Below are 21,689 nucleotides of genomic sequence, written 5' to 3'. Positions count from 1 at the left end.
GCCCATCATAATTGTCTTACGATCTTAATGTAGAATTATCGTTTGACAACGGAGGGGGCGATGTTTCAAGCACGTGGTTCGATGTCGAGGCGGGGCATTCTCGCCGGCGGTGCGGCGATGGCCGGAACGCTGGCGATGCCGCATGTCGCGAAAGCCCAGGTGCCACGCCTGCGCTATGCCACTGGCGGCGGGCTGGGCGCCAACGAGATCGTCACCATCCATCTCATGGACTGGATGAAGGACAACGTGCTGAAGCGGCACGGCAAGGACTATGTGCTGGACGTGACCTATACCCGCGGCACGCCGGAAGCCGCCTCGCTGCTCGCCGCGGGCCAGGCCGACTTCGCGACCCTGTCGCTCCCGGCCTTCGCCACGGCCATCGCCAAAAACGCAGTTCCAGGCGGCATGAAGATCGTGGCGGACAATTTCCAGGACGCACGCGAGGGCTACGCCTCGCAGGTGTTCTACGTGCTGGACGACAGCAGCATCAAGACGATCCCAGACCTCAAGGGTAAGACGATCGCCGTCAACGCCTTCGGAACCGCGGTGGACCTGCTGTTGCGCGTCGCCTTGAAGAAGAACGGGCTCGATCCACGCCGCGATGTACGGATCGTCGAGATCTCGTTTCCGAGCATCGGGGCGGCCATTCGCGAGAAACGCGTCGATTGCGGGGTTCTGCCGCTGCCGTTCGGCGCGACAGAGCGCGCGAAGGGCGGCCTGCGAGCAGTGTTCCAGGGCAAGGATGCGCTGCCGCCTTACGCAGTCATCTTCCAGGTCGCGACCGAGAACTTCCTGAAAGCCCAGCCGGCGGTGGCGAAGGCCTGGCTTGCGGACTACGTCGCTGGGCTCCAGTGGCTCTATGCGCTGGAGAACCGCAAGAAGGCAGTCGAGCTCGCGGCGACCCTGTCCAAGTCGCCGCCTGAGGTGGTCGACAGCTACTTCCTGACCAAGAACGACTATTTCCGCGACCCCAATGCCTGCCTGGGGGCGGAGCAGGTGCAGCCCCCGCTCGATGCGATGGTTGCTGAAGGGCTACTATCGGCAAGGATCGACGCAAAACCTTATGTCGACATGAGCTTTCTGCCGCGGCCCTGCTCGGCCTGAGGCCGCCTCCCGAAAACTCGGAGGTGCACCACTGAGGGATGCTCTCGGAGATCGCAGAGCGTCCCTTTACTGCGATTATATCGGATTCAACGACATCGCTTGCGGCAACGGATTTTATTTCCCAGACGCGGTTCATGCCCGAGGGCGGCTGCTCGGACGAGAATGCCTCGGGCGCCTGACCACGCTGGCGAAGCAGGTCGCACGCTTCGCCACGATGAAACCGGAGTTGCTCTGCGCCTGAGCCGCAGCGCCTCTTCGTCCCAGTCTCGTGTCATCCCAGGCCGGCGCCGCGATACCAGTCGTGGATATCGCCGGCGTTGGCGAACCAGACGCCGTCATGCCTGGCGAAATGGTCGAGCGCCTGCTCGAAATAGCCGATCCGGTGCGGCACGCCCATGATGTAGGGGTGGACGCTCAGCGACATGATGCGGGGCTGCGTTTCCCCCTCCGCATAGAGCCGGTCGAACTGGTCGCGCAGCCTCCGGAGCCAGACCTCGGACTCGTGGTGATGGGCCACCATCATCGGCAGATCGCCGGTTTCAAGCGAATAGGGTATGGCCACGACCGGCCCATGATCGGTCGTCATCTCGACCGGATGCTCGTCCATCGCCCAGTCGCAGACATAGCCGAAGCCCGCCTCAGCCAGGAGATCGAGCGTTTCGCCGGTCTCGGCCATGCCTGGGCCAAGCCACCCCTTCGGCGCCAGGCCCGCGAAATCGCGCAGGATGCGCATCGAAGACTGAATCGCCTCGCGTTGATCGGGCACGGCATGCATCGCACCCTGGACGACGCCGTGACCGACGAACTCCCACCCGGAATCGAGCATCGCGCGCGCGACCGGCTCGTAGCTCTCGCAGAGCCGCGCATTGATCGGCGCGGACGCCTTCAGGCCACGCTCCGACAACGCCTTCAGGATGCGCCAGAAGCCGACCCTCAGGCCGTATTCGTGCCAGGCCCAGTTCTGCACGTCCGGCACGACCGGCACCGCCTGCGGCGAGGGCACGTATTGCCGGACGATCGGCTTCCAGAAATCCCAGTCCTCGACGTTGACGACGACGTAGACCGCGATCCGAGCCCCGCCGGGCAATGCCAGTCGCGGACGATGAGGCATCGCGGAATACGAAAAACGATCTGACGGCAGTTTCATGGCGCCTGCTCGGTTGACGGCATCTAACATTTCTTATGATATTTCTTCTGATGCATCAATCAGGAGAAAGCCGTCATGCTGCGCTCTTTGCGTAAGGCGCTGATTTCGTTCGTGACAGTCGTTGGGCTCGGCCTCGTGCCGGTCTGGACGGAAGCGATGGCTCAGGCCTGGCCGCAACGGCCGGTCACCATCATCGTGCCGCTCGCCGCCGGCGGCACGGCCGACGGGGTTGCCCGTGTCGTCGCAGAGGGCCTGGGCGAGCGGTGGGGCGTGCGGGTCAATGTCGAGAACAAGAGTGGCGGCAACGCCATCATCGGCACAGACGCCGTCGCGAAGTCGCCCGCTGACGGATACACGCTGAGCATGGGGCTCATCACCTCGCAGGCGGCAAATCCGTTTCTCTTCGACAAGCTGCCCTACAACGTCGACAAGGACTTCACCGGGATCACGCTGCTGGCGACCAGCCCGATCTTCCTGGTCGTGCACCCTTCAGTGCCGGCAAAGAACCTGCAGGAATTCATCGCCTATGCGAAGGCGAATCCGGACAAGCTTTCCTTCGCGACGACGGGTTACGGTTCATCCTTCCACCTCGCGACCGAGCAACTGACCCAGCGCACCGGCATCAAGATGACGCACGTGCCTTATCGCGGCATGGGCGCTGCCGTCATGGACCTGCTGGCCGGCAACATCCAGGTCGCCATGGACGTTTCGACCATGGCACAGGTCAGGGAGGGCAAGCTGAAGGCGCTCGGAGTCGCCAGCGCAAAGCGCTATGAAGGCGAGCCCGACATCGCCTCCTTCGCTGAGCAGGGGCTCAGTGATCTCGAAGCGGGCACCTGGCTCAGCCTGCACGCTCCGGCCGGTCTGCCGGCCGACATTCGCGACAGGATCAATGCCGACGTCAACGCGGTTCTGGCCAAGCCGGAGATCCGCGCCCGCATGCTGACCATGCACTACGTGCCCGCCGGCGGCTCGGCTGCCGATCTCGACAGCTTCCTCAAGACGGAACGCGCGAAGATCGGCGAGATCATCAAAGTCGGGAACATCAAGATCCAGCCATAGCCACGCGTCTGCATGTCGAAGGCGGGCACAATTTGCCCGCCTGCAACTTCGACGATATTGAATGCTTCCACCTTGGAAACAGCTCAACTTCCCTGCGGCAAGGCGACATGACGGCTACGAAAAGCGACACCGCCCGGAAGCAGCGTCCGGTGAAGAAGACCAAGGGCAATGACGAGAGCTTGTCGCTGTCAGACCAAGCCTACATCGCGATCAAGGACCGCATCATCACGCTCTTCTTCGCGCCGGGCCAGTATCTCAACGAAGCATCGATCTGCGAACAGCTCGACATGGGCCGCACGCCCGTGCATCAGGCGCTGCAGCGACTGCGAACCGAAGGCCTGGTCGACATCGTGCCGCGAAAGGGCGTGATCATCCAGCCCGACTCGATGGGGCAGGTGCTGGAAATCCTCGATGCGCGGCTCGTCATCGAGCCGGAAATCGCTGCCCGTGCAGCTCAGCATCGGCGCCCCGAGGACGTAGCCGAGATCCGCTCCCTGCTCGATCATCATCGCGACGACCCACATGGCGGCGGACGGATCGACTCCTTCGTCGAGTGCGATCGCGCCTTCCACAACAAGCTCAGCGACATGTCCCAGTCGCGCATCCTCGGCGACTTCGCCAAGACGCTGCACGAACGCTCGACACGCGCCTGGTATCTGCATCTCTGGCAAACGCTCGATACCGAAGCCTCCGACCGCCAGCACCGAGCGGTGCTGCAAGCGATCGAAGCCCAGGATCCAATGGCCGCGGCGGCGGCCATGCGCGAGCATCTCGCGGCACTGCGCGACAAGGTCGCTCATCTGCAGCAGCATGCGCCGCAACGCGCGCACGCCACGCGCGCACGCTGATCAGCCGCGCTTTTTCATAGTCTCACTGCGAGCAGCGCCGGCCGCCGCTTGACCCCTCTCCTGGTGTTTCCCGGACGCGGGCGCAGAATTCCTGCGCATGGCCGCACTTTGCCGCTTGCATTAGACATCACGTGAAATATCATGATAGACATCCAAAGCGCGACTGCTGAAGAGAAGAGTCCACCATGCAACTCCCCGCCGGCGCTCCGAGCCTCGAAGAAATCCTGATCCAGACGAACGACCTGCCCTGGCGGGAGAAGTCGCTTAAAGGGGTCCATGAGAAGATGCTCTGGCGCGACGAGGCCACCGGCGCATCGGTCGCTTTGATCCGGTTCGAGAAGGGCGCGGGCATCCCGAAGCCTCACTCGCACGCCTCGAACCAGATGATGTTCTGCCTTTCGGGGCACTTCGCCTACACGAACACCGGCGTCGAGCTGAAGGCGGGCAGCTTCTACTGCAATCCTAAGGGCAACGTTCACGGCCCCAGCCTCGCGATCGAGGAAACGGTCGTCGTCGAGATCTATGACGGCCCGCACTATCCGCAGATGCCGTCCTGGTACACCGACGAGAAGGACGCGCACTGATGGCAAGCGATCCACGGGACGCCAGCCATGGTTAGCCGCGAGTCCTACCCGGCAGACGAGTTGCGCATGCTGGCTCAGACGTTGCTGGTCAAGGTGGGCACGCCGGCTCGCTATGCCGGGCTGGTCGCCGAGGCGCTGCTCGATGCGGATATCGAAGGCCTCGGCTCGCACGGGCTGATGCTTCTGCCCATGTATCTGGAGCGGATCGAGAAGGGTTCGGTCGATGCCGGGGCCGCGGGCGAGATCGTCGTCGATTGCGGCTCGCGCCTCACGATCGACGCCGGCAACGCCCTCGGCCATATCAGCGCCGAGAAGGCGGCCGCCCTCGCCATCGACAGGGCACGGGTGCACGGCCTCGCGGCCGTCGCGGTGCGCAATGCCTTCCATTTCGGCGCCGCCGGCCGTTTCGCCCGCAAGATCGCGCTCGCCGGCCAGATCGGCATCGTCATGGCCAATACCCGCCCTCTGCTGCCTGCTCCCGGCGGCGCTGAACGGGTCGTCGGCAACAATCCGCTCGCCATCGCCGTTCCCACGGGCGGCGAGCCGCTCGTCCTCGACCTCGCCATGAGCGCCGGCGCGATGGGCAAGATCCGGCTGGCCGAGGGCCGGGGCGAGCCCATCCCCGAAGGCTGGGCCGCCACGGCCGACGGCGTGCCGACGACGAACGCGACCGAGGCGATCAAGGGCATGCTGCTGCCCGCGGCCGGTGCCAAGGGGTTCGGTCTCGCGGTGATGGTCGACCTGCTCGCAGGTGGGCTGTCGGCCGGAGCCATCGGCGACGCGGTCCGTCCGCTCTACGGCGACCTGTCTCAGCCCTATGGCAGCGCCAACCTGTTCCTCGCGATCCAGGTCGAGGGCCTTCGCCCGCGCGACGAATTCGAGGCGGCGGCAAACGGCTTCGCGGACCGCATCCGCGGCTCGAAGGTGGCCCCCGGCGTCGCGCAGGTCCGCATGCCCGGCGACCGCGCCGCCAAGGCCCATCGCGACTTCGACGGCACGTGCCGCGTCGCGCCCGCGACCATGGATGCACTGCGCAGTGCTGCGGCGCGGCTGGGCGTCGCGTTTCCCTCTTCCCTTTCCTGATCGACGGAGTCACCCATGTCCAAGCAGAAGATCACCAGCGCCAAGCTGCGCCAGCCCAACGGTCACTTCGCCCAGGCGACGATGATCGAGGCGCGCGGCCGTCTCGTCTTCATTTCCGGCATGACCTCGCGTCGCGCCGACGGCACGATCGCCGGCATCGGCGACGTCTCCGAGCAGACCCGTCAGGTCTGCGAGAACCTCAAGGCGGCGGTCGAGGAAGCCGGCGGCACGCTCGAAGACATCTGCCGCGTCGATGTCTATGTCCGCAACATGGAGCATTTCGATGCGATCCATAAGGTGCGGCGCGAATACTTCACCGGCATCGCGCCGGCCTCGACCATGGTCGAGATCTGCAAGATGACCTCGCCGGACTACCTGATCGAGATCAACGCGATCGCGGTCATCCAGGACTGAACGGATCACGATGCGCTTCATCAACATCCGTCGGGGCGCCAGCGAGCGCCTCGGCCTGGTCGAAGGGGACCAGATCGTCCTCCTGCCGTCCGAAGCCGGCGATCTCGTCGCCTTCATCGGCCTCGCGCCGGAGATCCGCTCCGCCGTCATCTCGTCGGCGCGAGAGGCCGGCGAGCGTGTCGCGCTCGCCGGGGCGGACATCGCCGCGCCCGTCCGCCGCTTCCGCCGCGACGTGCTCTGCACGGGCTGGAACTACTGGTCCCATTTCGAGGAGAGCAAGGGCAAGCGCGAGGGTCAGGATGTCGACCGTCCGAACGCCCCGACCTTCTTCACCAAGGCGCCCGACGTCGTCATCGGCCCCAATGACGACATCGCCTTCGACGCCCGTATTTCCGCCAAGTGGGATTACGAGGCCGAGATCGCGATCATCATCGGCAAGGGCGGCCGCAGCATCCCGAAGGCGCGGGCCAGGGAGCACATCTTCGGCTTCTGCCTCGCCAACGACGTCTCGCAGCGCGACCTGCAGCGCCGCCACGGCGCCCAGTGGCTGAAGGGCAAGAGTATCGACGGCACGATGCCGCTCGGACCGGTCGTCGTCACCCCCGACGAGATCGACCTGCCGAAGGTTCGCCTGCAATGCCTACTCAACGGCGAGATCATGCAGGATGCCGTCGCAGCCCAGATGGCCTTCCCGATCGAGGAGCTGATCGCCGAGCTTTCCTTCGGCATGATGCTGCATCCGGGAGACGTCCTGCTGACCGGCACGCCGGCCGGCATAGGCAACGCCCGCGAGCCACCCATTTTCCTGAAGGCAGGCGACGAGGTGATCGTCCGCGCCGAAGGTCTGGGCGAATTGCGTAACAGGCTCGTGGAACGCGACCTCGCCGGCGACAGCGACGTCGTGATCTGAAGGACGTAGCAGCATTGACGAGAAAGGCCGGCTCCTCGCGGAACCGGCCTTTTTCATTCGTGCCCCGTCGGAGTCAGCCGGACAGCTTCTCAGGGTTGTCGCAGAAGATCGCGCGGCGGCACTCATCCGACAATGCTACCAACTGCTCATGGGGCTTCATCAGCCCCATCGGGAATGGCCAGTCCGACCCGAAGACGATGCGATCCGCTCCGAAGACGGACTGCGCCAGGTCGAGCAGTGCCGGGTCATGGGCGATGCAATCCACGCAGAAGCGCCGCAGCGCCTTCGCAGGAGCCTCCACCGAGGTATCGACGCCGGGCCGGCTCGTCCCGAAGCCCTGCTGCCAGCGCCCGGCCACGGCGGGCAGAGTACCGCCAGCATGCGCCAGGCAAACCGTGATGCGCGGATGACACTCGAGAATGCCGGCGAAGATGAGGTGCCCGGCAGCGATCGCCGTCTCGTTCGGGTTGCCGAGGAGATTATGCAGATAGAACGGGTCGAGCCGGCCATCGCAGCCCTCGCCGGGATGTAGGAAGACGAAGGCGGATGCCTTGTCCAGCGCCTGCCAGAGCGGCGCATGGGAAGCGTCCGACAGCATCAGCCCCGGCTCCCCGGTCGGCATGGCGAAGCGTGCCGCGCCAGCCGCGGCGCGCTCGCGGACGATGCGGGCCGCGAGCTCGGGATGAGCTACCGGCAGATGGAACAGCGGCTCGAGCCGATCCGGACGAGCCGCTGCGATCGCGACGAGTCCGTCATTCAGCGCGCGCGTCCAGGCCTCCGCCTGCGCGGCGTCGAGGCCGGGCCGGTAGGTCGGCGGCGGCACCGAAATCCAGGCGCGCTCGACACCCTGCTGGTCCATCCAGGCAATCAGCGCCTCAGGGTGGAACAGGGCCTTGATGCCGATGGCATGACCATCGATGACGAGCTTCTCTGCCGCGGGATCCCAGCTGACACCCGCGGCCTCGGCCACGCCTTCGTGGCCGATCGGGATCAGATGGGCATGAACGTCGAGGGCGATGCGCTGGACGCTCATGCCGCAACCTTGCCGAAGCGCCCGACATGGGCCGCGAAGCGGGACAGGAAGCCTTCGAGGAAGCGCTTCGCCGTTTCGTCCGCGATATCACCGGCCGCATCGAACAGCCCGTCGCGCATCGCCATGCAGACTTCCGGCTGCGGCAGGACATGCATGTCGAGATGCGAGAGGATGTTGCGCAGATGCTGCTGCGCCGGTGCGGTGCCCAGCGCGCCGCTGGCGAGGCCGGCGATCGCGGCCGGCTTGTCCTTCCAGGAATTCGCACCGTAAGGGCGCGAGCCCCAGTCGATCGCATTCTTCAGAACGGAAGAGACGGAACGGTTATACTCCGGGCCAACGATCAGGATGCCGTCCGCCGCCTCGATCTCCGCCTTGAAGCGGCGCACGGATTCCGGCAGCGCGCTGTCGAGATCGCGGTTGAAGAGCGGCAGATCCGCGAGCGGACAGTCGCGGATCTCGAAACGGCCGCTGCCGAGGCGCTGAAGCGCCTCGCCGAGACGGCGGTTGATCGATTCCCGGCTCAGCGAGCCCACCAGCAGGGCGATACGTGGCTTGAGCATATGACTTCTTTCAGTGGCGGACTTCGCTGAACCAAGGCTTCAGCGCGATCTCGACGAGCGCGACGGCGGCATAGAGCGCCATGCCGAGTACGGCCAGAGCGAGCAGCGACGCGAAGGCGAGCGGCGTGTTGACCTGCGAGTTCGCCACCAGCAGCAGGTTGCCGAGCCCCTCGTTCGAGCTGATGAACTCGCCGATCACAGCGCCGATCACAGCGAGCGTGATCGCGACCTTCGAGCCGGTGATGACGAAGGGCAGCGCAGCGGGAAAGCGGATCTTCCAGAAGGTCTGCCAGCCCGTGGCGCGGACCGAGGAGGCAAGGTCGAGCATCTCCGGCGGAGTCGAGCGCAGGCCCGTGGCGGTGTCGACCACGATCGGGAAGAAGGCGACGAGCCAGGCGATGGCGAGCTTGGATTCGATGCCGGTGCCGAGCCAGACCAGGATCAGCGGCGCCAGCGCCACCTTGGGCAGGGCCTGCGTCGCGATCAGCAGCGGGTAGAACATCAGGTTGAGCGTGCGCGAGGACGAGATCGCGACCGCGATCGGAATGCCGAGGAAGAAGGCGAGCAGGAAGCCGTAGACGCTCTCGAGCAACGTCACCCTCCCCTCCGACAGAAGCAGCGGCAGGTTGCTGACCGTCGCGTTCCAGACCGTCAGTGGGCGCGGCAGCACGGCCTGCGGCACGTCGAAGAGCACGATATAGCCCTGCCAAAGCGCCAGCAGAAGCAGAAGGCCGAGCACGGGATAGGCAACCCGCGTGAAACTGTCCGATGAGATTTTCATGTGCCGGTCGTCAAGCGTGATGAAGGACGCCGAGCCCGGCACCGGCGCGGCGCTCGTACTCGTTGAAGATGCTGCCATAGCGCTGGGCTGGCTCGCGCGGATAAGGCAGGTCGATCCTGATCCGGTCGGAGACGCGGCCGGGCCGCGCGCTGAACACCAGCACCTCGTCGGCGAGATAGACCGCCTCCGAGATCGAATGCGTGACGAACATCACGGTCGCCCCGGTCAAACGCCTGATGTCGAGCAGGAGCTCGTGCATTTCCATGCGGGTCAGTTCGTCCAGCGCGCCGAAGGGCTCGTCCATCAGGATCAGCGACGGCGAATGGATCAGCGCCCGGCACAGTGCTACGCGCTGCTTCATGCCGCCGGAAAGCTCGTGCGGCCGGCTCTTCAGAAATTTTCCGAGGCCGACATGCTCGAGCAGCTCCACGGCGCGTGCGCGCGCCTTGTCGTCGAGGCGCCCCTTGATCTCCATCGGAAACAGCACGTTGGAGAGCACGGTCCGCCAGGGCAGCAGATTCGGACTCTGGAAGACGAAGCCGAAATCGTCCTGCGGCTCGGTGACTTCGCGCCCCCGTATGACGATCTTGCCGCCGCTGGGCTTGGTCAGCCCCGCGACCATGCGCAGCAAGGTCGTCTTGCCGCAGCCGCTGGGGCCGAGCAGCGCGACGAGTTCGCCCTTCCTCAGCTCGTAATCGACATCGGAGAGAGCGATCATTTCGCTCGCCCCGGCTCCGAAAACCTTCCGGACGCCGATAAAGTGCCCGTAGGTTTCGTGCGCGCCCTGGGGGGCGCGCATGGTTTCTGCAACGATCGTGCTCACGGCAGGACAGGGGTCGCGGGCAGCAGGGCGGAGTCGTAGACGTCGGTCGCCGAGACCTTGGCGCCGGGCAGGGTCTGGAGGATGAGCGCGACCGAGGAAGCCATGGCAGCCGGATCGATCGTACCGAGGCCCTTCTTGTCGGTGACGTCGGTCTTGACCAGTTCGGTCACGATCTGGATTTCCTCTGTCACGACATCCTTCTCGAGCCCCTTGTTGAGCTTGACGACGATGTCGGCTGCCTCGCCGGGCTTCTCGATCGTGTCTTTCCAGCCCTTGAGCGAGGCCGCGATAAAGGCCTTCACCACGTCGGGCTTCGACTTGATCAGATCCTCGCGCGCGACGATGCCGTTCGAGTAGAGCACGAGGCCGTCATTGGCGAGCAGATAGGTCCGCGCGTTGGACGAGCCGACGGCCTTGGCGACGCCGGGCCGCGTCATGACGAAGGTCTCGACGGCCGGGATCTTCTTCGCCGCGAGCAGGCCGACGCGGGCGGACGGGTCGACATTGGTGAACTTCGCCGGCGTCGTGATGCCCTTCTGGACCATGAAGGCCTCGATCACCTTCTGGGTGAAGCTGCCTGCGCCGCTGCCGATCTCGAGCCCGGCTAGCTGGTCGGCCGAGCGGACATTGGCCCCGTCCCGCAGCGAGAAGATCGCGTAAGGCGCCTTCTGGTAGATCACGGAGACGAGCTTCGCCGTCGAGCCGCTATTGGCGCGCGCCGCGACCACACCGGCGACGTCAGAGAAGGCGAACTGCGCCGTGCCGGCCTCCAGCGCCTGGATCGCCTGCGCAGTGCCCTGCCCGGCGATGATGTTCACATCGAGCCCGGCCTGCTTGTAGTAACCCTTGTCGAGCGCCACGAACCACGCGGCATGGCGCCCGAGCGCCCGGAAATCGAGCGAGAAGGTGATCGGCGTCTGCGCCTGGGCGGGCGCTACGCCATAGCTCGCGAGAGCCGCTACGGCTCCGGCGAAAACGGCGGCTGCTGTCTTCTTCATCCTGTGCATCGGCTTCCCCTCACAGCGAGCATTCTGCCCCTGCCAGGAAGATGTCTGATCACGTGATATTTCTCAAGAGATATCTTTTACGAACATCACTCGATCGCGATGCCGGCCTTGGCAATGACCTCACTCCACATCTTCCGGTCATGCAGGATACGCGCCGAGAGTTCGGCGGAACCGGCTGCGGCGACCGTCACGCCGGCAGCGGCGAGTTTGGCGGAGGAGCCGGGTCGCGCCAGCACACTGGCAATCGCCGTCTCCAACTGCGCCAGCAGCATCGGCGATGTCGCCTTGGGCGCCAGCACAGCGAACCATGCTGCGGTATCGAAACCGGGAATCGCCGCCTCCGAGACCGTCGGCACATCGGGCAGCAGCGGTGAGCGCCCGGCCGATGTCACGGCCAGAGCCCGCAATTGCGCGCCGCGGATATGCTCCAGAACGGTGGGCAAATTGTCGAACATGAGATCGACCTGGCCACCAACCAAATCTGTGACGGCTTGCGCGCTACCCTTGTAGGGCACATGCAGCAGCGGCACGCCGGTCGCGAGACGGAAGAGCTCGGCATTCATCTGGCCGTTGGAGCCGATGCCCTGCGAGGCATAGGTCAGCCCACCGGGCTTCGCCTTTGCGAAGGCAACGAGCTCCTGCAGGCTGCGCGCCGGCACCTTCGGATGGACCACGACGACGTTCGGCACGAGCCCGGTGACGGTGACAGGCGCCAGATCGCGCTCCACATCATAGGCGAGCTTCTTGTAGAGCAGCGGATTCAGCGTCAGGGCGCTGGACGCGACGGCAAGCAGGGTGTGGCCATCCGGTTCCGCACGAGCCACCGCCGAGACGCCGATCGCACCGTTGGCGCCCGGGCGGTTCTCGATAAGCACAGGCTGCTTCCAGAGATCGTGCAGCCCTTCCCCCAGGATGCGGGCGATAATGTCGCTGGTGCCGCCAGCCGCATAAGGCGACACGATGGTGACGGGCCGGGTGGAGAGCCCCTGTGCCCGTGCCGATGCGACAAGGAGGGGCGCGAGGAACGGAAGGCCGATCAGTTGCCTGCGGTCGATCATGCCGCGGCGCCCGTCACAGGCTCTGGCTCCTTCAATTCGACGAGAATGTTGCGGTATTGCCAAGAGCTGACGTTTTCCAACTCGTGCGGCGCGCCGGGCATGCGCCACAGCGTAACGCCCGGTTTCTCGTCCGTCTTGACCTCGCGCCCATCGTCGAACCGCATGATGTTCTGGCCGTCGGTCAGCGGCACGATGAGGTAGGGCAGATCATGAATGTGACGGGACTGGATCTGACCCGGATCGAGCTCGACGAGCCAGACGCGGATGCGCTCGTTCTCGAAGACGACCCTGTCGCCGATGGTTCCGAGGCCGTTGGTCTTCATCGGGAAACTCCATATCCGCCATGCCGCCGCCGAGGAGCGACGAGCCCGGAGATTATAAAATCTCTTGTGAAATATTTTCAACTAGCCGGCGCCACGGAAGGGGACGGACACATGACGCCCATCCCCGGGGCATGCGGCATTCGATGGCGTGCGGCCTCAGGACAAGGAGTGCACCACCAGATCACCCATCTGCTCCGTACCGACGACGATACCGCCCGCCGTCGCAATATCGGCCGTCCGATGGCCCTCGGCGAGCACGCGACGCACAGCCGCCTCCACAGCTGAAGCGGCATCCGCGCGAGCCAAGCCGAGCCGCAGCATCATCGCGACCGAGAGGATCGAGGCGAGCGGATTGGCGATGTCCTTGCCGGCGATGTCGGGCGCGCAGCCATGTACCGGCTCGAACAGGCCCTTGCCGTCCGCGTTGAGCGAAGCCGAGGGCAGCATGCCGATGGAGCCGACCAGCATCGAGGCCTCGTCCGACAGGATGTCACCGAAGAGATTGGCGGTGACGATGACGTCGAAGGCCTTCGGCGTGCGCACCAGCGCCATCGCGGCCGCATCGATATAGAGATGGGTGAGCTCGACATCCGGGTACTCGGCGCCGATCTCAGTGACGATCTCGCGCCAAAGCTCCATGGTCTCGAGCACATTGGCTTTGTCGACCGAGCACAGCTTGCCGCGCCTTGCCCGCGCCGCACGGAAGCCGGCATGGGCGACGCGGCGGATCTCGGCCTCCGTATAGCTCATCGTGTTGATGCCGCGGCGCGAGCCATCCGGCAGCGTCTCGATGCCGCGCGGCTCGCCAAAATAGATGTCGCTGGTCAATTCGCGCAGGATGGTCAGATCCACGCCCTCGACGACCTCGGGCTTGAAGGTCGTCGCATCCGACAGCTCCGGCCAGGCGACGATCGGGCGGAAATTCGCGAAGAGATCGAGTTCGCGGCGCACGCTCAGCAGCGCGTCGCCCGGCCGCAGACCGCGCGGCAGCGTCTCGTACTGGAAACCACCTTCCGCGCCGAACAGGATCGCGTCCGCCTCACGGGCGAGAGCGAGGGTTTCAGGCGGCAGCGGGTGGCCATGGGCCTCGTAGGCGCAGCCGCCGATCAGGGCTTCGCTCAACTCGATTTCGAGGCCGAAGCGCTTGGCGGCGGCGCGCAGCACCTTGACGCCCTGGCGCGTCACCTCAGGCCCGATGCCGTCGCCCGGCAAGACTGCGATCTTCATGGAACTCTCCGATAGGTCAGTAGAAAAACAAGTTGAGCGGCGGTGGCCTTCACTGCCCCGCCGCCTCGAAGGCACTGACCCGATCGAGCAGCGACAGCGTGTAGTCGATCTCGTCGAGGCCTGCGAGAAGGCAGGAGCGCCCGAAGGGATCAGTCGAGAAGGCATGCGCAGTGCCGTCGGCTTCGACGACCTGCTCGGTTTCGAGGTCGACAGTGAGGAGCTGGCCCGGCGCGGCCGTGAGGTTCTCGCGCAGCACACGCACCACCTCCTCCGGCAGCGTCACCGGCAGCAGGCCGTTCTTCAGGCAATTGGTCTGGAAGATGTCGCCGAAGCTGACGGCGATGACGCTGCGAATACCGAAATCGGCGAGCGTATGGACCGCCTGCTCACGTGAGGAGCCACAGCCGAAATTGCGGTCACCCACGAGGATCGCCGACTCCTGGAAACCCGGCCGGTTGAGCACGAAATCGGGGCGCGGCCGCCCGGTCGTATCGAGGCGCTGGTCGTGGAAGCAGTATTGCCCGTAATCGACGCGGCGCTTGTGCATGAAGCGCGCCGGCAGGATCTGGTCGGTGTCGATATCCGCGCCCTCAATGGGCGCGGCGACGCCGGTGAGGCGGGTGAAGCGCTCCATGCTCAGGCGTCTCCGAGCTGGCGGACATCGGTGAGGCGGCCGGCGACCGCCGCGGCCGCCGCCATGGCGGGGCTCATCAGATGCGTGCGCGAGCCCCTGCCCTGCCGACCAACGAAATTGCGATTGGTGGTGGAAGCGCAGCGCTCGCCCTCCGAGAGCATGTCGCCATTGATCGCGAGGCACATCGAGCAGCCGGCATGGCGCCAGTCGCAGCCCGCCTCCAGGAAGATGCGGTCAAGCCCCTCGGCCTCGGCCTGCGTCTTCACCTGACCAGAGCCCGGCACGACCAGGGTCGGCACGCTCGTGCGTCGGCCCTTGAGCACGGCCGCCGCGACGCGCAGATCCTCGATCCGACCATTGGTGCAGGAGCCGATGAAGACGCGATCGACCGCCAGCCCTTCCAGCGCCGCGCCGGGCTCCAGCCCCATATAGGCCAGCCCCTTCTCGATGCGGCTGCGTTTCAGCGGATCGGCGATGCCGCGCGGATCAGGCACCCGGCCTGTGATCGGCCCGGCATCCTCCGGACTCGTGCCCCAGGACACCATCGGAGCGAGCGTGGCGGCATCGAGCACGACCTCGCGGTCGAAGACCGCATCGGGCTCGCTCTCCAGCACGCTCCAGCGTGCCAATGCCTCGTCCCATTCGGCCCCCTTCGGCGCGAAGGGGCGCCCGGCGAGATAGTTGAAGATCACCTCGTCCGGCGCGACCATGCCGGCGCGCGCGCCGGCCTCGATCGACATGTTGCAGAGGGTCATGCGGCCTTCCGTCGAAAGGCCGCGTATGGTCTCGCCGGCATATTCGATGACATGCCCGGCAGCCCCCGCGACACCGATCTGGGCGATGATCCCCATGATGACGTCCTTGGCGACGACGCTCGAGCCGGGGGAGCCGTTCACGGTCACGCGCATGGTACGCGGCTTGCGCTGCCACAGCGTCTGCGTCGCGAAGACATGGCTGACCTCGGCCGCACCGATGCCGAAGCCGAGCGCCCCGAGCGCGCCATGGGTCGAGGTGTGGCTATCGCCGCAGACGATGGTCATGCCGGGCTGGCTCAACCCCTGCTCGGGTCCGACGACATGAACGATGCCCTGCCGGATGTCGTCGAGCGGAAAGAGCGAAATCCCGTTCTCGGCCGTGAAGCGGACCAGTTCCTCGATCAGCTCGCGCCGCTCGGCATCCACCGTGTCGGCGAGGCTGCGACCCCGCGTCGAGACATAGTGGTCCGGCATGGCGAAGGTCAGCTCGGGCCTGCGGACCTTCAGCCCCTTGCGCCGGAGCGTCTCGAAGGCCTCCAGCGGCAGGTCGTCGCCGACATAGTGCCGGTCGATATAGAGCAGCGTCTGCCCATCCGACCGCTCATGGACCTTGTGGCGGTCCCAGATCTTTTCGAACATCGTGCCGGACACGACACCCGCTCCCATCAGGCGAAGCCTCAGAACGGCTCCGTCATCGGGATAGGAAAGCGGGCATGCAGGCGGAAGTCGTGGTTCGCCAAGCCTGCGGCGTCGCTCACGACGCCTGCGCCGCCTCGAGCAGATGGCGCAGCAACAGGCGCGTCGCGACGGGCAGCTCGGCCTCGCCGCGCACGCAGATTTTGTGCTCGCGCACCGCCCAGTTCTCGTCCAGCGGTACGGTCGCGATATCCATCACCGGGCTCAGCTTGGCGGCAAGCTGGTTCGGAATGATGCCGAGCCCGAGCCCGGCCTCGACCATGCGGCAGACCGCGTCGAAGCCGCCCACCCGGACGCGTGAACGCAGGATATTGCCAAGTTCACCCGCATTCTTGAGCAGCAGCGTCTGGATGGAGCTGCGCGGCTCTTGCTCGATCAGGTCATAGCCCAGCAGCTCCGCGAAGCCGACGCCGTCGCGACCCGCAAGGTCGTGCCCGGCCGGCACGACCACGACGAGCCGATCCTTGAAGCAGGAATGCACGGACAATTCGCCGGTCGGCAGATCACCGGAAAAGATGCCGATATCGGCACTGTTGTCCATGACCGCCTGGATGTTGACCGGGCTCAGATTGGACTGCAGCTCGACGCGCACCTGCGGATAGCGCTCGGCGAAGCCGGCAAGTTGCTCGGGGATGAAGCCGAACAACGTCGACTCGTTCGCCCAGATGCGGACCTGGCCGCGCGTGCCGGCCGAAAAATCCACGAGCTCCGCCTCGAGCTCGACCAGATTGCGCATGATGAGGCGCGCATGCTGGAACAGGGCCTGCCCGGCGGCCGTCGGCTCGACGCCCTGGCGCTGCCGATGCAGGAGCTCCGTCCGCAGGGCGAGTTCGAGGTCCCCGATCCGCTTGCTGACGGCCGAGGCGGCGATGTTCTCCCGCTCAGCAGCGCGCGCGATGCTGCGCTCCTCGACGATCGCGACGAAAAGCCTCAGCGTCAGAAGGTCGATGCGGGAGCTGACATTGATCCGGATCGGCTCAGGAGCTCCCGAATATTGCCGCATGGTGGGCCCCGGGGTGCGCATCGTCACGCCACCGATGGAGCATGCCCCGCGTCGTCGATCAAGTCGTCCGCGCGGCCCCGGCGCCAGGCCTGCGTGCGGCGGAGGATGACCGAGGTCAGAAGCATCTGAAGCAACTTCACGGCCGCGGCGGTCAGCAGGATCATCACCGCCATCGCCGCAGCGGCCGCGGTATCGCCGGTATCGTCCATCTCCACCACCGCGACCGAGGCAAGCTTGGTCGCCGGCGCATAAAGGAAGACCACCGCACCGATCGTCGTCATGGCGTTGAGGAAGAAATAGGTCGCGATATCGATCACCGTCGGCACGCAGATCGGCAGGGTGACCCGCGAGAAGGTCCGCCAGAACGGCACGCCGAGCGCAGCGGCTGCCTCCTCGATCTCGCCGTCGATCTGCTTCAGCGCCGTCACGGCCATCAGATGCGGCACGGTGTAGTAATGCGCGATCGTCGACATGACGAGGATCGACAGCCCGCCATAGACGCCGTTCAGCGGGTTCGACGGGCTATTGAAGAAGAAGATGTAGCCGAGGCCGAGCACGAGACCGGGCACTGCCAGCGGCAGGACTGCGAGCGCGCGATAGAGCGCACGCGGCAACGCCAGTCCGGGGCCCTTCTCAACGAGATAGGCCCCGCCGAACGCGCAGACCGTGCCGATCAGCGCCGTCCATGCCGCCATCGTCAGGCTGTTGCCGTAGGACGACCAGCCGGCAGCGTCATAGGCCGCGAAATCGTAGTTGCCGAGCGACAGGCTCAGATCATAGGGCCAGAACTTCACGAAGGAGGCGGACAGCGCCGTGCCGACGAGGGCGAGGATGAAGAGCGCGACCAGCCCTGCCGCCGCCAACATCGTCAGATCGAAGGACCGGCGCGGTTCCGGCACCAGCATGATGGCGCGCGCGCTCAGCATCGATTTCTGCCGCCGCCGGACATAGAGATCGACGCCGAAGGACAGCACCGCTGGCAACAGCAGCAGCACGCCGACGACCGCTCCCATGCGGAAGTTCTGCTGGCCGATGACCTGCTTGTAGATGTCGATTGAGAGTACGTTGAACTGGCCGCCGATGACTTTCGCCACGCCGAAATCGGTGACGGCAATGGTGAAGACGACGAAGACCGCGCTGATCAGGCCGAACCGGGCGCCGGGCAGCGTGATCGTACGGAACATCCGGGCGCGCGAGGCGCCGAGCGTCTCCGCCGCCTCGTAGAGCCGCGCATCCGCGAGCGCGAGCGCCGTCGTCAGGATCAGCAGCGCATGCGGGAAGCAATAGAACACCTGCGCCACGACGATGCCCGGCAGCCCATAGATCGAGCCGCCGCCGAGCAGGTCCTTCAGGAAGCCCTGGTTGCCGAAGAGATAGGTCAGCGCAATCGCCGGCAGCAGCGAGGGCGAGAGGATCGGCAGCAGCCCGATGCCCCGGAACAGGGGCTTCAGCGGCATGCAGCTGCGCGACAGCGCATAGGCGTAGAGGAAGGCGAGGAAAACCGTGATCGTGGTCGTCAGCGCACCGAGCAGCAGGCTGTTGCCGATCGAGCGCGTGAGCGCGGGATTGGCGAGATAGGCGCTGAAATTGGCAAGGCCGACGAAGGCGCCGTTCTGATCCTCCAAGCTCTTGCCGAGGATAGCGCCGACCGGCAGCAACACGAGCACGACGAGCGTCGCGAGCAGCGCCACCGTAAGCACGAGCCGCAGCGCCGGTTCCGATATCGCCGGCCTCCGCCGCCCCACCGCGCCGGGGTTGTCCGCCATGACATCACGCATCGCCGTCGCCCGGCAGGAGCTGCAGACGCGCAGGGTCGAGCGCGATCCACACCGGCGCGCCCGGCCCGATGGCAAGGTCGCGCATCTGGCGCGCAGCGACATCGGCGCTCAGCACGACCCCGCCCCAGGCGGGAACGACGAGGCGCAGCCGCGTGAAGGCGCCGAGGAACTCTACGCTCTCGACGCTCGCGGCCACGCCGGCCACATCCGCCGCCACAGAGACTTCGACATCCTCGGGCCGCACGCAGAGTTGCGCCGTGCCCTCGCGCACTCCCTGCAGTAGCGCGACCGCCGCCGCCGCTCCATGCGGCCGGAAGGCACCGCCAGTGACCTGCCCCGGCAGAACGTTCATCTTGCCGACGAAGCTCGCGACGAAGAGCGAGGCGGGATGCCTGTAGATGCACCCCGGCGTGCCGACCTGCTCGACGGTGCCGTGGTTCATCACCACGATGCGGTCCGCCATGGCCAGCGCCTCTTCCTGGTCGTGTGTGACCATGATGGTGGTGATGCCGAGCCGGCGCTGCAAATCCTTGATCTGCTCGCGCAGATGGACGCGCACCTTGGCGTCGAGTGCGCTCAGCGGCTCGTCGAGAAGAAGGAGCTTCGGGCTCGGCGCGAGCGCGCGCGCCAGAGCCACGCGCTGCTGCTGGCCGCCGGAAAGCTGGGACGGAAACTTGCCGCCGATGCCCGGCAGCCCGACCATCTCCAGCAGCTCGGCGACACGCGCATCCGCTTCCTGCCCCGCGCCGTTCAGCCCATAGGCGACATTCTGGCGAACGGTGAGATTGGGGAACAGCGCATAGGACTGGAACAGGATGCCGAAGCCGCGCCCCACCGGCGACAGTGCAGAGATGTCGCGCCCGCCCTGGCTGATCGTTCCAGCGCTCTGCCGCTCCAGCCCGGTGATGATGCGCAGCAGCGTCGACTTTCCGCAACCGGAAGGGCCGAGGAAACTGAGGAATTCGCCCTCATGCACGTCGAGATCGATTGTCTTCAGCGCGACATGGCGGCCGAAGGTCTTGCCGAGACCGCGAATGGCGAGCAGCGGTTCGGTCTGGCCAAGGAGAAAATCCATGAAGCGGCAATCCGGATGACTTGAAACAGCCCGGCGCGCTCCCGCGGGATGCGCACCGGGCGACTTGGTCGGGCTGACGAGCGATCCGGCTCAATCGCTCTTCGGCTCGGACTTGCCGTCATAGCGCTTGACCCATTCGGCCGTCACGGCCTCGCGGTCGAGGGCGCTGGCGACGAGGTTCTGGTCAGCCATGGCCGCTTCCGCGCCCGGCGGATAGGCCTTGGGCGTCGCGAACTCGCCCGGATAGGCCACGATCGCCATGAACTTGTTGTACTGGTCGTTGGCCGCCTTGGTGACCGAGAAGTCGGCCAGCGCCTGCGCCGCCTTCAGCTTCTTCGTGCCCTTGATGATCGCCGTCGCCTCGATATCCCAGCCGGTCTTGTCGCTCGGGAGAATGATATCGATCGGTGCGCCCTTGGCCTTGAGTTGCGGCGAGGTGATGTCCGTCGAGATACCGATGACGTATTCGCCGGTCGCGGCCATCTTGCAGGGCTTGGAACCGGAGTGGGTATAGAGCGCTATGTTCGCATGGAGCCCGTCCATGAACGACCAGGCCTTGTCGCCCATCGCCTGCTTCCAGTGGTTCACCGCCATATAGCCGGTGTGGCTGGAGGCCGGGTTGGGCATGGTGATCTGCCCCTTGTAGATCGGCTTGGCGAGATCGGCCCAGCTTTCGGGCGCCGGGATGTTGCGCTTCTTCGCCTCCACCGTGTTGAAGCAGATCAGGCTCATCCAGGTGTCCATGCCGGTCCAGGCCGGCGGGTTGGCTGTGTCGCGAAAGCGCGGCTTCAACTTGTCATAATCCTTCGGGGCGTAGGCCTCGAGCATGCCGAGCTTGTCGAGGCTGACGAGATGCATCAGCGGCACGCCCCAGACGACGTCGGCGCGCGGATTGTCCTTTTCGGCCAGCAGGCGTGCCAGCACGATTCCGGGGCTGTCGCGCAGCCAGGCGATCTCGACATTGGGATGGGCCTTCTCGAAGGCCGCCTTGTAGGGGACGAGCTGCTCCTTCTCCAGCGCGGTGTAGACGGTGATCGTCTCCTTGCCGGACTGGGCGAGCGCGGCGCACGGCGCGAGCCCCGCGACGACGGCGGAGGCCAGCAGGCCGAGGACCTTGCGGCGGCGCGCATCGGCGCGCATCGGCGTTGCGGAATCTCTGTTCATGGCTTCCCCTCATTATGCTTGGTTGCTGCCGCAACGCTAAGCACGGCGCGCCGCCGGGTGAATGCGCGATCGGGAAGCCAGCCTTCGCGAACCACGATGGTTGGGCGCCGCCGCACCGGCAGCGCCCCATCACAACTCAGGGGGCCGGGATCTTCGCGCGCTCGATCGTGGCTTTCCAGCGCGCCCCGTCCTCCTGGATGAACCGTCCGAAGGTCGCGCCGTCCTTGTAGCCCGGCTCGACCGCGAGATCGGCCAGGCGCTTGACCGAAGCCCTGAGGCAGCCTGAGGAGCGGCCCGAAGCGGCGGAGACGCTGCGTCTGTTGATCGGTGAGCTTGTGCTGGGGCCGGGACTGGGTCGGGGCGAGATCGTCGCAACGCTGCACGGAGAACTGGGCACGCTTCCGGATTGGACGGGTCGTCAAGCCGTTGGGAAGGCGCCCAAAACGACAAAGCCCGCCGCTGGCGCGACGGGCTTGTAGGTATTTTGGTTGCGGGGGCCAGATTTGAACTGACGACCTTCAGGTTATGAGCCTGACGAGCTACCGGGCTGCTCCACCCCGCGGTAAGATTTTTAAACGGCAACGCGGCGCTGGGTGCTTTTGGGCACCTGGCGCCGCGCG

General features: G+C 65.9%; 23 protein-coding genes and 1 tRNA gene. 7 read left to right on the top strand and 17 right to left on the bottom strand.

The window, feature by feature from the left end; all coding sequences use genetic code 11:
- Positions 1–60: 60 nt before the first annotated feature.
- On the top strand, positions 61–1,104 hold the full coding sequence (locus VGV58_RS02555; RefSeq protein WP_326872405.1) for an ABC transporter substrate-binding protein: 1,044 nt from the start codon (positions 61–63) through the stop codon (positions 1,102–1,104).
- A gap of 271 nt (positions 1,105–1,375) precedes the next feature.
- On the opposite strand, the gene VGV58_RS02550 is transcribed toward VGV58_RS02555, so the two are convergent.
- On the bottom strand, positions 1,376–2,215 hold the full coding sequence (locus VGV58_RS02550) for a polysaccharide deacetylase family protein (RefSeq protein ID WP_326872404.1): 840 nt from the start codon (positions 2,213–2,215) through the stop codon (positions 1,376–1,378).
- A 111-nt stretch (positions 2,216–2,326) separates the two neighbouring features.
- Between VGV58_RS02550 and VGV58_RS02545 the strand changes: the two genes are divergently transcribed.
- The 6 genes from VGV58_RS02545 to VGV58_RS02520 all read left to right on the top strand — a co-directional run bounded on the left by VGV58_RS02545 (position 2,327) and on the right by VGV58_RS02520 (position 7,152).
- The gene (locus VGV58_RS02545) at positions 2,327–3,313 is read left to right on the top strand and encodes a Bug family tripartite tricarboxylate transporter substrate binding protein (RefSeq protein WP_326872403.1); all 987 of its coding nucleotides are present in this window, start codon (positions 2,327–2,329) and stop codon (positions 3,311–3,313) included.
- 32 nt (positions 3,314–3,345) lie between these two features.
- A complete protein-coding gene (locus tag VGV58_RS02540) occupies positions 3,346–4,161 on the top strand; it encodes a GntR family transcriptional regulator (protein ID WP_326872402.1) in 816 nt (271 codons plus the stop codon).
- A 185-nt stretch (positions 4,162–4,346) separates the two neighbouring features.
- Complete coding sequence (locus tag VGV58_RS02535; protein WP_326872401.1) at positions 4,347–4,745, top strand: cupin domain-containing protein; 399 nt, start codon at positions 4,347–4,349, stop codon at positions 4,743–4,745.
- 27 nt (positions 4,746–4,772) lie between these two features.
- On the top strand, positions 4,773–5,828 hold the full coding sequence (locus VGV58_RS02530) for an Ldh family oxidoreductase (RefSeq protein WP_326872400.1): 1,056 nt from the start codon (positions 4,773–4,775) through the stop codon (positions 5,826–5,828).
- A 15-nt stretch (positions 5,829–5,843) separates the two neighbouring features.
- Complete coding sequence (locus tag VGV58_RS02525) at positions 5,844–6,242, top strand: RidA family protein (RefSeq protein WP_326872399.1); 399 nt, start codon at positions 5,844–5,846, stop codon at positions 6,240–6,242.
- A 10-nt stretch (positions 6,243–6,252) separates the two neighbouring features.
- Complete coding sequence (locus VGV58_RS02520; protein WP_326872398.1) at positions 6,253–7,152, top strand: fumarylacetoacetate hydrolase family protein; 900 nt, start codon at positions 6,253–6,255, stop codon at positions 7,150–7,152.
- A 73-nt stretch (positions 7,153–7,225) separates the two neighbouring features.
- Here the strand turns inward: VGV58_RS02520 and VGV58_RS02515 are convergent, their stop codons facing one another.
- The 16 genes from VGV58_RS02515 to VGV58_RS02440 form a co-directional block, all read right to left on the bottom strand.
- A complete protein-coding gene (locus VGV58_RS02515) occupies positions 7,226–8,185 on the bottom strand; it encodes an amidohydrolase family protein (RefSeq protein WP_326872397.1) in 960 nt (319 codons plus the stop codon).
- Positions 8,182–8,745: an NADPH-dependent FMN reductase gene (locus VGV58_RS02510; RefSeq protein ID WP_326872396.1), complete on the bottom strand. Its 564-nt coding sequence runs from the start codon at positions 8,743–8,745 to the stop codon at positions 8,182–8,184. The genes VGV58_RS02515 and VGV58_RS02510 overlap by 4 nt, the downstream gene beginning before the upstream one ends.
- 10 nt (positions 8,746–8,755) lie before the next feature.
- On the bottom strand, positions 8,756–9,526 hold the full coding sequence (locus tag VGV58_RS02505; protein WP_326872395.1) for an ABC transporter permease: 771 nt from the start codon (positions 9,524–9,526) through the stop codon (positions 8,756–8,758).
- Between the two features lie 10 nt (positions 9,527–9,536).
- Positions 9,537–10,244, bottom strand: a complete 708-nt coding sequence (locus VGV58_RS02500; protein ID WP_326872394.1) for an ABC transporter ATP-binding protein — start codon at positions 10,242–10,244, stop codon at positions 9,537–9,539.
- 101 nt (positions 10,245–10,345) lie between these two features.
- On the bottom strand, positions 10,346–11,347 hold the full coding sequence (locus tag VGV58_RS02495) for an ABC transporter substrate-binding protein (RefSeq protein ID WP_326872393.1): 1,002 nt from the start codon (positions 11,345–11,347) through the stop codon (positions 10,346–10,348).
- Positions 11,348–11,442: 95 nt separating this feature from the next.
- Entirely contained in the window at positions 11,443–12,414 is a 972-nt protein-coding gene (locus VGV58_RS02490; protein WP_326872392.1) for a Bug family tripartite tricarboxylate transporter substrate binding protein, read from the bottom strand.
- Positions 12,411–12,737: a cupin domain-containing protein gene (locus VGV58_RS02485; protein ID WP_326872391.1), complete on the bottom strand. Its 327-nt coding sequence runs from the start codon at positions 12,735–12,737 to the stop codon at positions 12,411–12,413. Before VGV58_RS02485 ends, VGV58_RS02490 begins: the two co-directional genes overlap by 4 nt.
- A gap of 156 nt (positions 12,738–12,893) precedes the next feature.
- Positions 12,894–13,964, bottom strand: a complete 1,071-nt coding sequence (leuB, locus tag VGV58_RS02480; protein ID WP_326872390.1) for a 3-isopropylmalate dehydrogenase — start codon at positions 13,962–13,964, stop codon at positions 12,894–12,896.
- Between the two features lie 49 nt (positions 13,965–14,013).
- Positions 14,014–14,598, bottom strand: a complete 585-nt coding sequence (gene leuD / locus VGV58_RS02475; RefSeq protein ID WP_326872389.1) for a 3-isopropylmalate dehydratase small subunit — start codon at positions 14,596–14,598, stop codon at positions 14,014–14,016.
- A gap of 2 nt (positions 14,599–14,600) precedes the next feature.
- Positions 14,601–16,019 (bottom strand): 3-isopropylmalate dehydratase large subunit, encoded by a 1,419-nt coding sequence (leuC, locus tag VGV58_RS02470; protein ID WP_326872388.1) that lies wholly within the window; start codon positions 16,017–16,019, stop codon positions 14,601–14,603.
- Positions 16,020–16,107: 88 nt separating this feature from the next.
- The gene (locus tag VGV58_RS02465; protein WP_326872387.1) at positions 16,108–17,052 is read right to left on the bottom strand and encodes a LysR family transcriptional regulator; all 945 of its coding nucleotides are present in this window, start codon (positions 17,050–17,052) and stop codon (positions 16,108–16,110) included.
- Between the two features lie 23 nt (positions 17,053–17,075).
- Positions 17,076–18,830, bottom strand: coding sequence for a putative 2-aminoethylphosphonate ABC transporter permease subunit (locus VGV58_RS02460; RefSeq protein ID WP_326872386.1), 1,755 nt, complete (start codon positions 18,828–18,830; stop codon positions 17,076–17,078).
- Positions 18,823–19,905 carry a putative 2-aminoethylphosphonate ABC transporter ATP-binding protein gene (locus tag VGV58_RS02455; protein WP_326872385.1) on the bottom strand — a complete coding sequence of 361 codons (1,083 nt, stop codon included), beginning with the start codon at positions 19,903–19,905 and terminating at the stop codon, positions 18,823–18,825. The genes VGV58_RS02460 and VGV58_RS02455 overlap by 8 nt, the downstream gene beginning before the upstream one ends.
- A gap of 90 nt (positions 19,906–19,995) precedes the next feature.
- Complete coding sequence (locus tag VGV58_RS02450) at positions 19,996–21,069, bottom strand: putative 2-aminoethylphosphonate ABC transporter substrate-binding protein (protein ID WP_326872384.1); 1,074 nt, start codon at positions 21,067–21,069, stop codon at positions 19,996–19,998.
- 136 nt (positions 21,070–21,205) lie between these two features.
- Positions 21,206–21,466 (bottom strand): hypothetical protein, encoded by a 261-nt coding sequence (locus tag VGV58_RS02445; protein WP_326872383.1) that lies wholly within the window; start codon positions 21,464–21,466, stop codon positions 21,206–21,208.
- Positions 21,467–21,554: 88 nt separating this feature from the next.
- Positions 21,555–21,631 (bottom strand) — tRNA-Met (locus tag VGV58_RS02440).
- Positions 21,632–21,689 lie beyond the last annotated feature (58 nt).

The organism is Allobosea sp. (genome assembly GCF_035944895.1).
In the GTDB taxonomy this organism is placed as follows: domain Bacteria; phylum Pseudomonadota; class Alphaproteobacteria; order Rhizobiales; family Beijerinckiaceae; genus Allobosea.
This window is presented reverse-complemented; position numbering and strand designations above follow the sequence as displayed.

Coding starts and splice junctions, on each gene's coding strand:
- VGV58_RS02460 (WP_326872386.1), bottom strand. CDS start 18,830: ATGCGTGATGTCATGGCGGACAACCCCGGCGCGGTGGGGCGGCGGAGG.
- VGV58_RS02525 (WP_326872399.1), top strand. CDS start 5,844: ATGTCCAAGCAGAAGATCACCAGCGCCAAGCTGCGCCAGCCCAACGGT.
- VGV58_RS02520 (WP_326872398.1), top strand. CDS start 6,253: ATGCGCTTCATCAACATCCGTCGGGGCGCCAGCGAGCGCCTCGGCCTG.
- VGV58_RS02485 (WP_326872391.1), bottom strand. CDS start 12,737: ATGAAGACCAACGGCCTCGGAACCATCGGCGACAGGGTCGTCTTCGAG.
- VGV58_RS02510 (WP_326872396.1), bottom strand. CDS start 8,745: ATGCTCAAGCCACGTATCGCCCTGCTGGTGGGCTCGCTGAGCCGGGAA.
- VGV58_RS02455 (WP_326872385.1), bottom strand. CDS start 19,905: ATGGATTTTCTCCTTGGCCAGACCGAACCGCTGCTCGCCATTCGCGGT.
- VGV58_RS02500 (WP_326872394.1), bottom strand. CDS start 10,244: ATGATCGCTCTCTCCGATGTCGATTACGAGCTGAGGAAGGGCGAACTC.
- leuC (WP_326872388.1), bottom strand. CDS start 16,019: ATGGGAGCGGGTGTCGTGTCCGGCACGATGTTCGAAAAGATCTGGGAC.
- VGV58_RS02550 (WP_326872404.1), bottom strand. CDS start 2,215: ATGCCTCATCGTCCGCGACTGGCATTGCCCGGCGGGGCTCGGATCGCG.
- VGV58_RS02555 (WP_326872405.1), top strand. CDS start 61: ATGTTTCAAGCACGTGGTTCGATGTCGAGGCGGGGCATTCTCGCCGGC.
- leuB (WP_326872390.1), bottom strand. CDS start 13,964: ATGAAGATCGCAGTCTTGCCGGGCGACGGCATCGGGCCTGAGGTGACG.
- VGV58_RS02490 (WP_326872392.1), bottom strand. CDS start 12,414: ATGATCGACCGCAGGCAACTGATCGGCCTTCCGTTCCTCGCGCCCCTC.
- VGV58_RS02535 (WP_326872401.1), top strand. CDS start 4,347: ATGCAACTCCCCGCCGGCGCTCCGAGCCTCGAAGAAATCCTGATCCAG.
- leuD (WP_326872389.1), bottom strand. CDS start 14,598: ATGGAGCGCTTCACCCGCCTCACCGGCGTCGCCGCGCCCATTGAGGGC.
- VGV58_RS02515 (WP_326872397.1), bottom strand. CDS start 8,185: ATGAGCGTCCAGCGCATCGCCCTCGACGTTCATGCCCATCTGATCCCG.
- VGV58_RS02505 (WP_326872395.1), bottom strand. CDS start 9,526: ATGAAAATCTCATCGGACAGTTTCACGCGGGTTGCCTATCCCGTGCTC.
- VGV58_RS02465 (WP_326872387.1), bottom strand. CDS start 17,052: ATGCGGCAATATTCGGGAGCTCCTGAGCCGATCCGGATCAATGTCAGC.
- VGV58_RS02530 (WP_326872400.1), top strand. CDS start 4,773: ATGGTTAGCCGCGAGTCCTACCCGGCAGACGAGTTGCGCATGCTGGCT.
- VGV58_RS02495 (WP_326872393.1), bottom strand. CDS start 11,347: ATGAAGAAGACAGCAGCCGCCGTTTTCGCCGGAGCCGTAGCGGCTCTC.
- VGV58_RS02545 (WP_326872403.1), top strand. CDS start 2,327: ATGCTGCGCTCTTTGCGTAAGGCGCTGATTTCGTTCGTGACAGTCGTT.
- VGV58_RS02450 (WP_326872384.1), bottom strand. CDS start 21,069: ATGAACAGAGATTCCGCAACGCCGATGCGCGCCGATGCGCGCCGCCGC.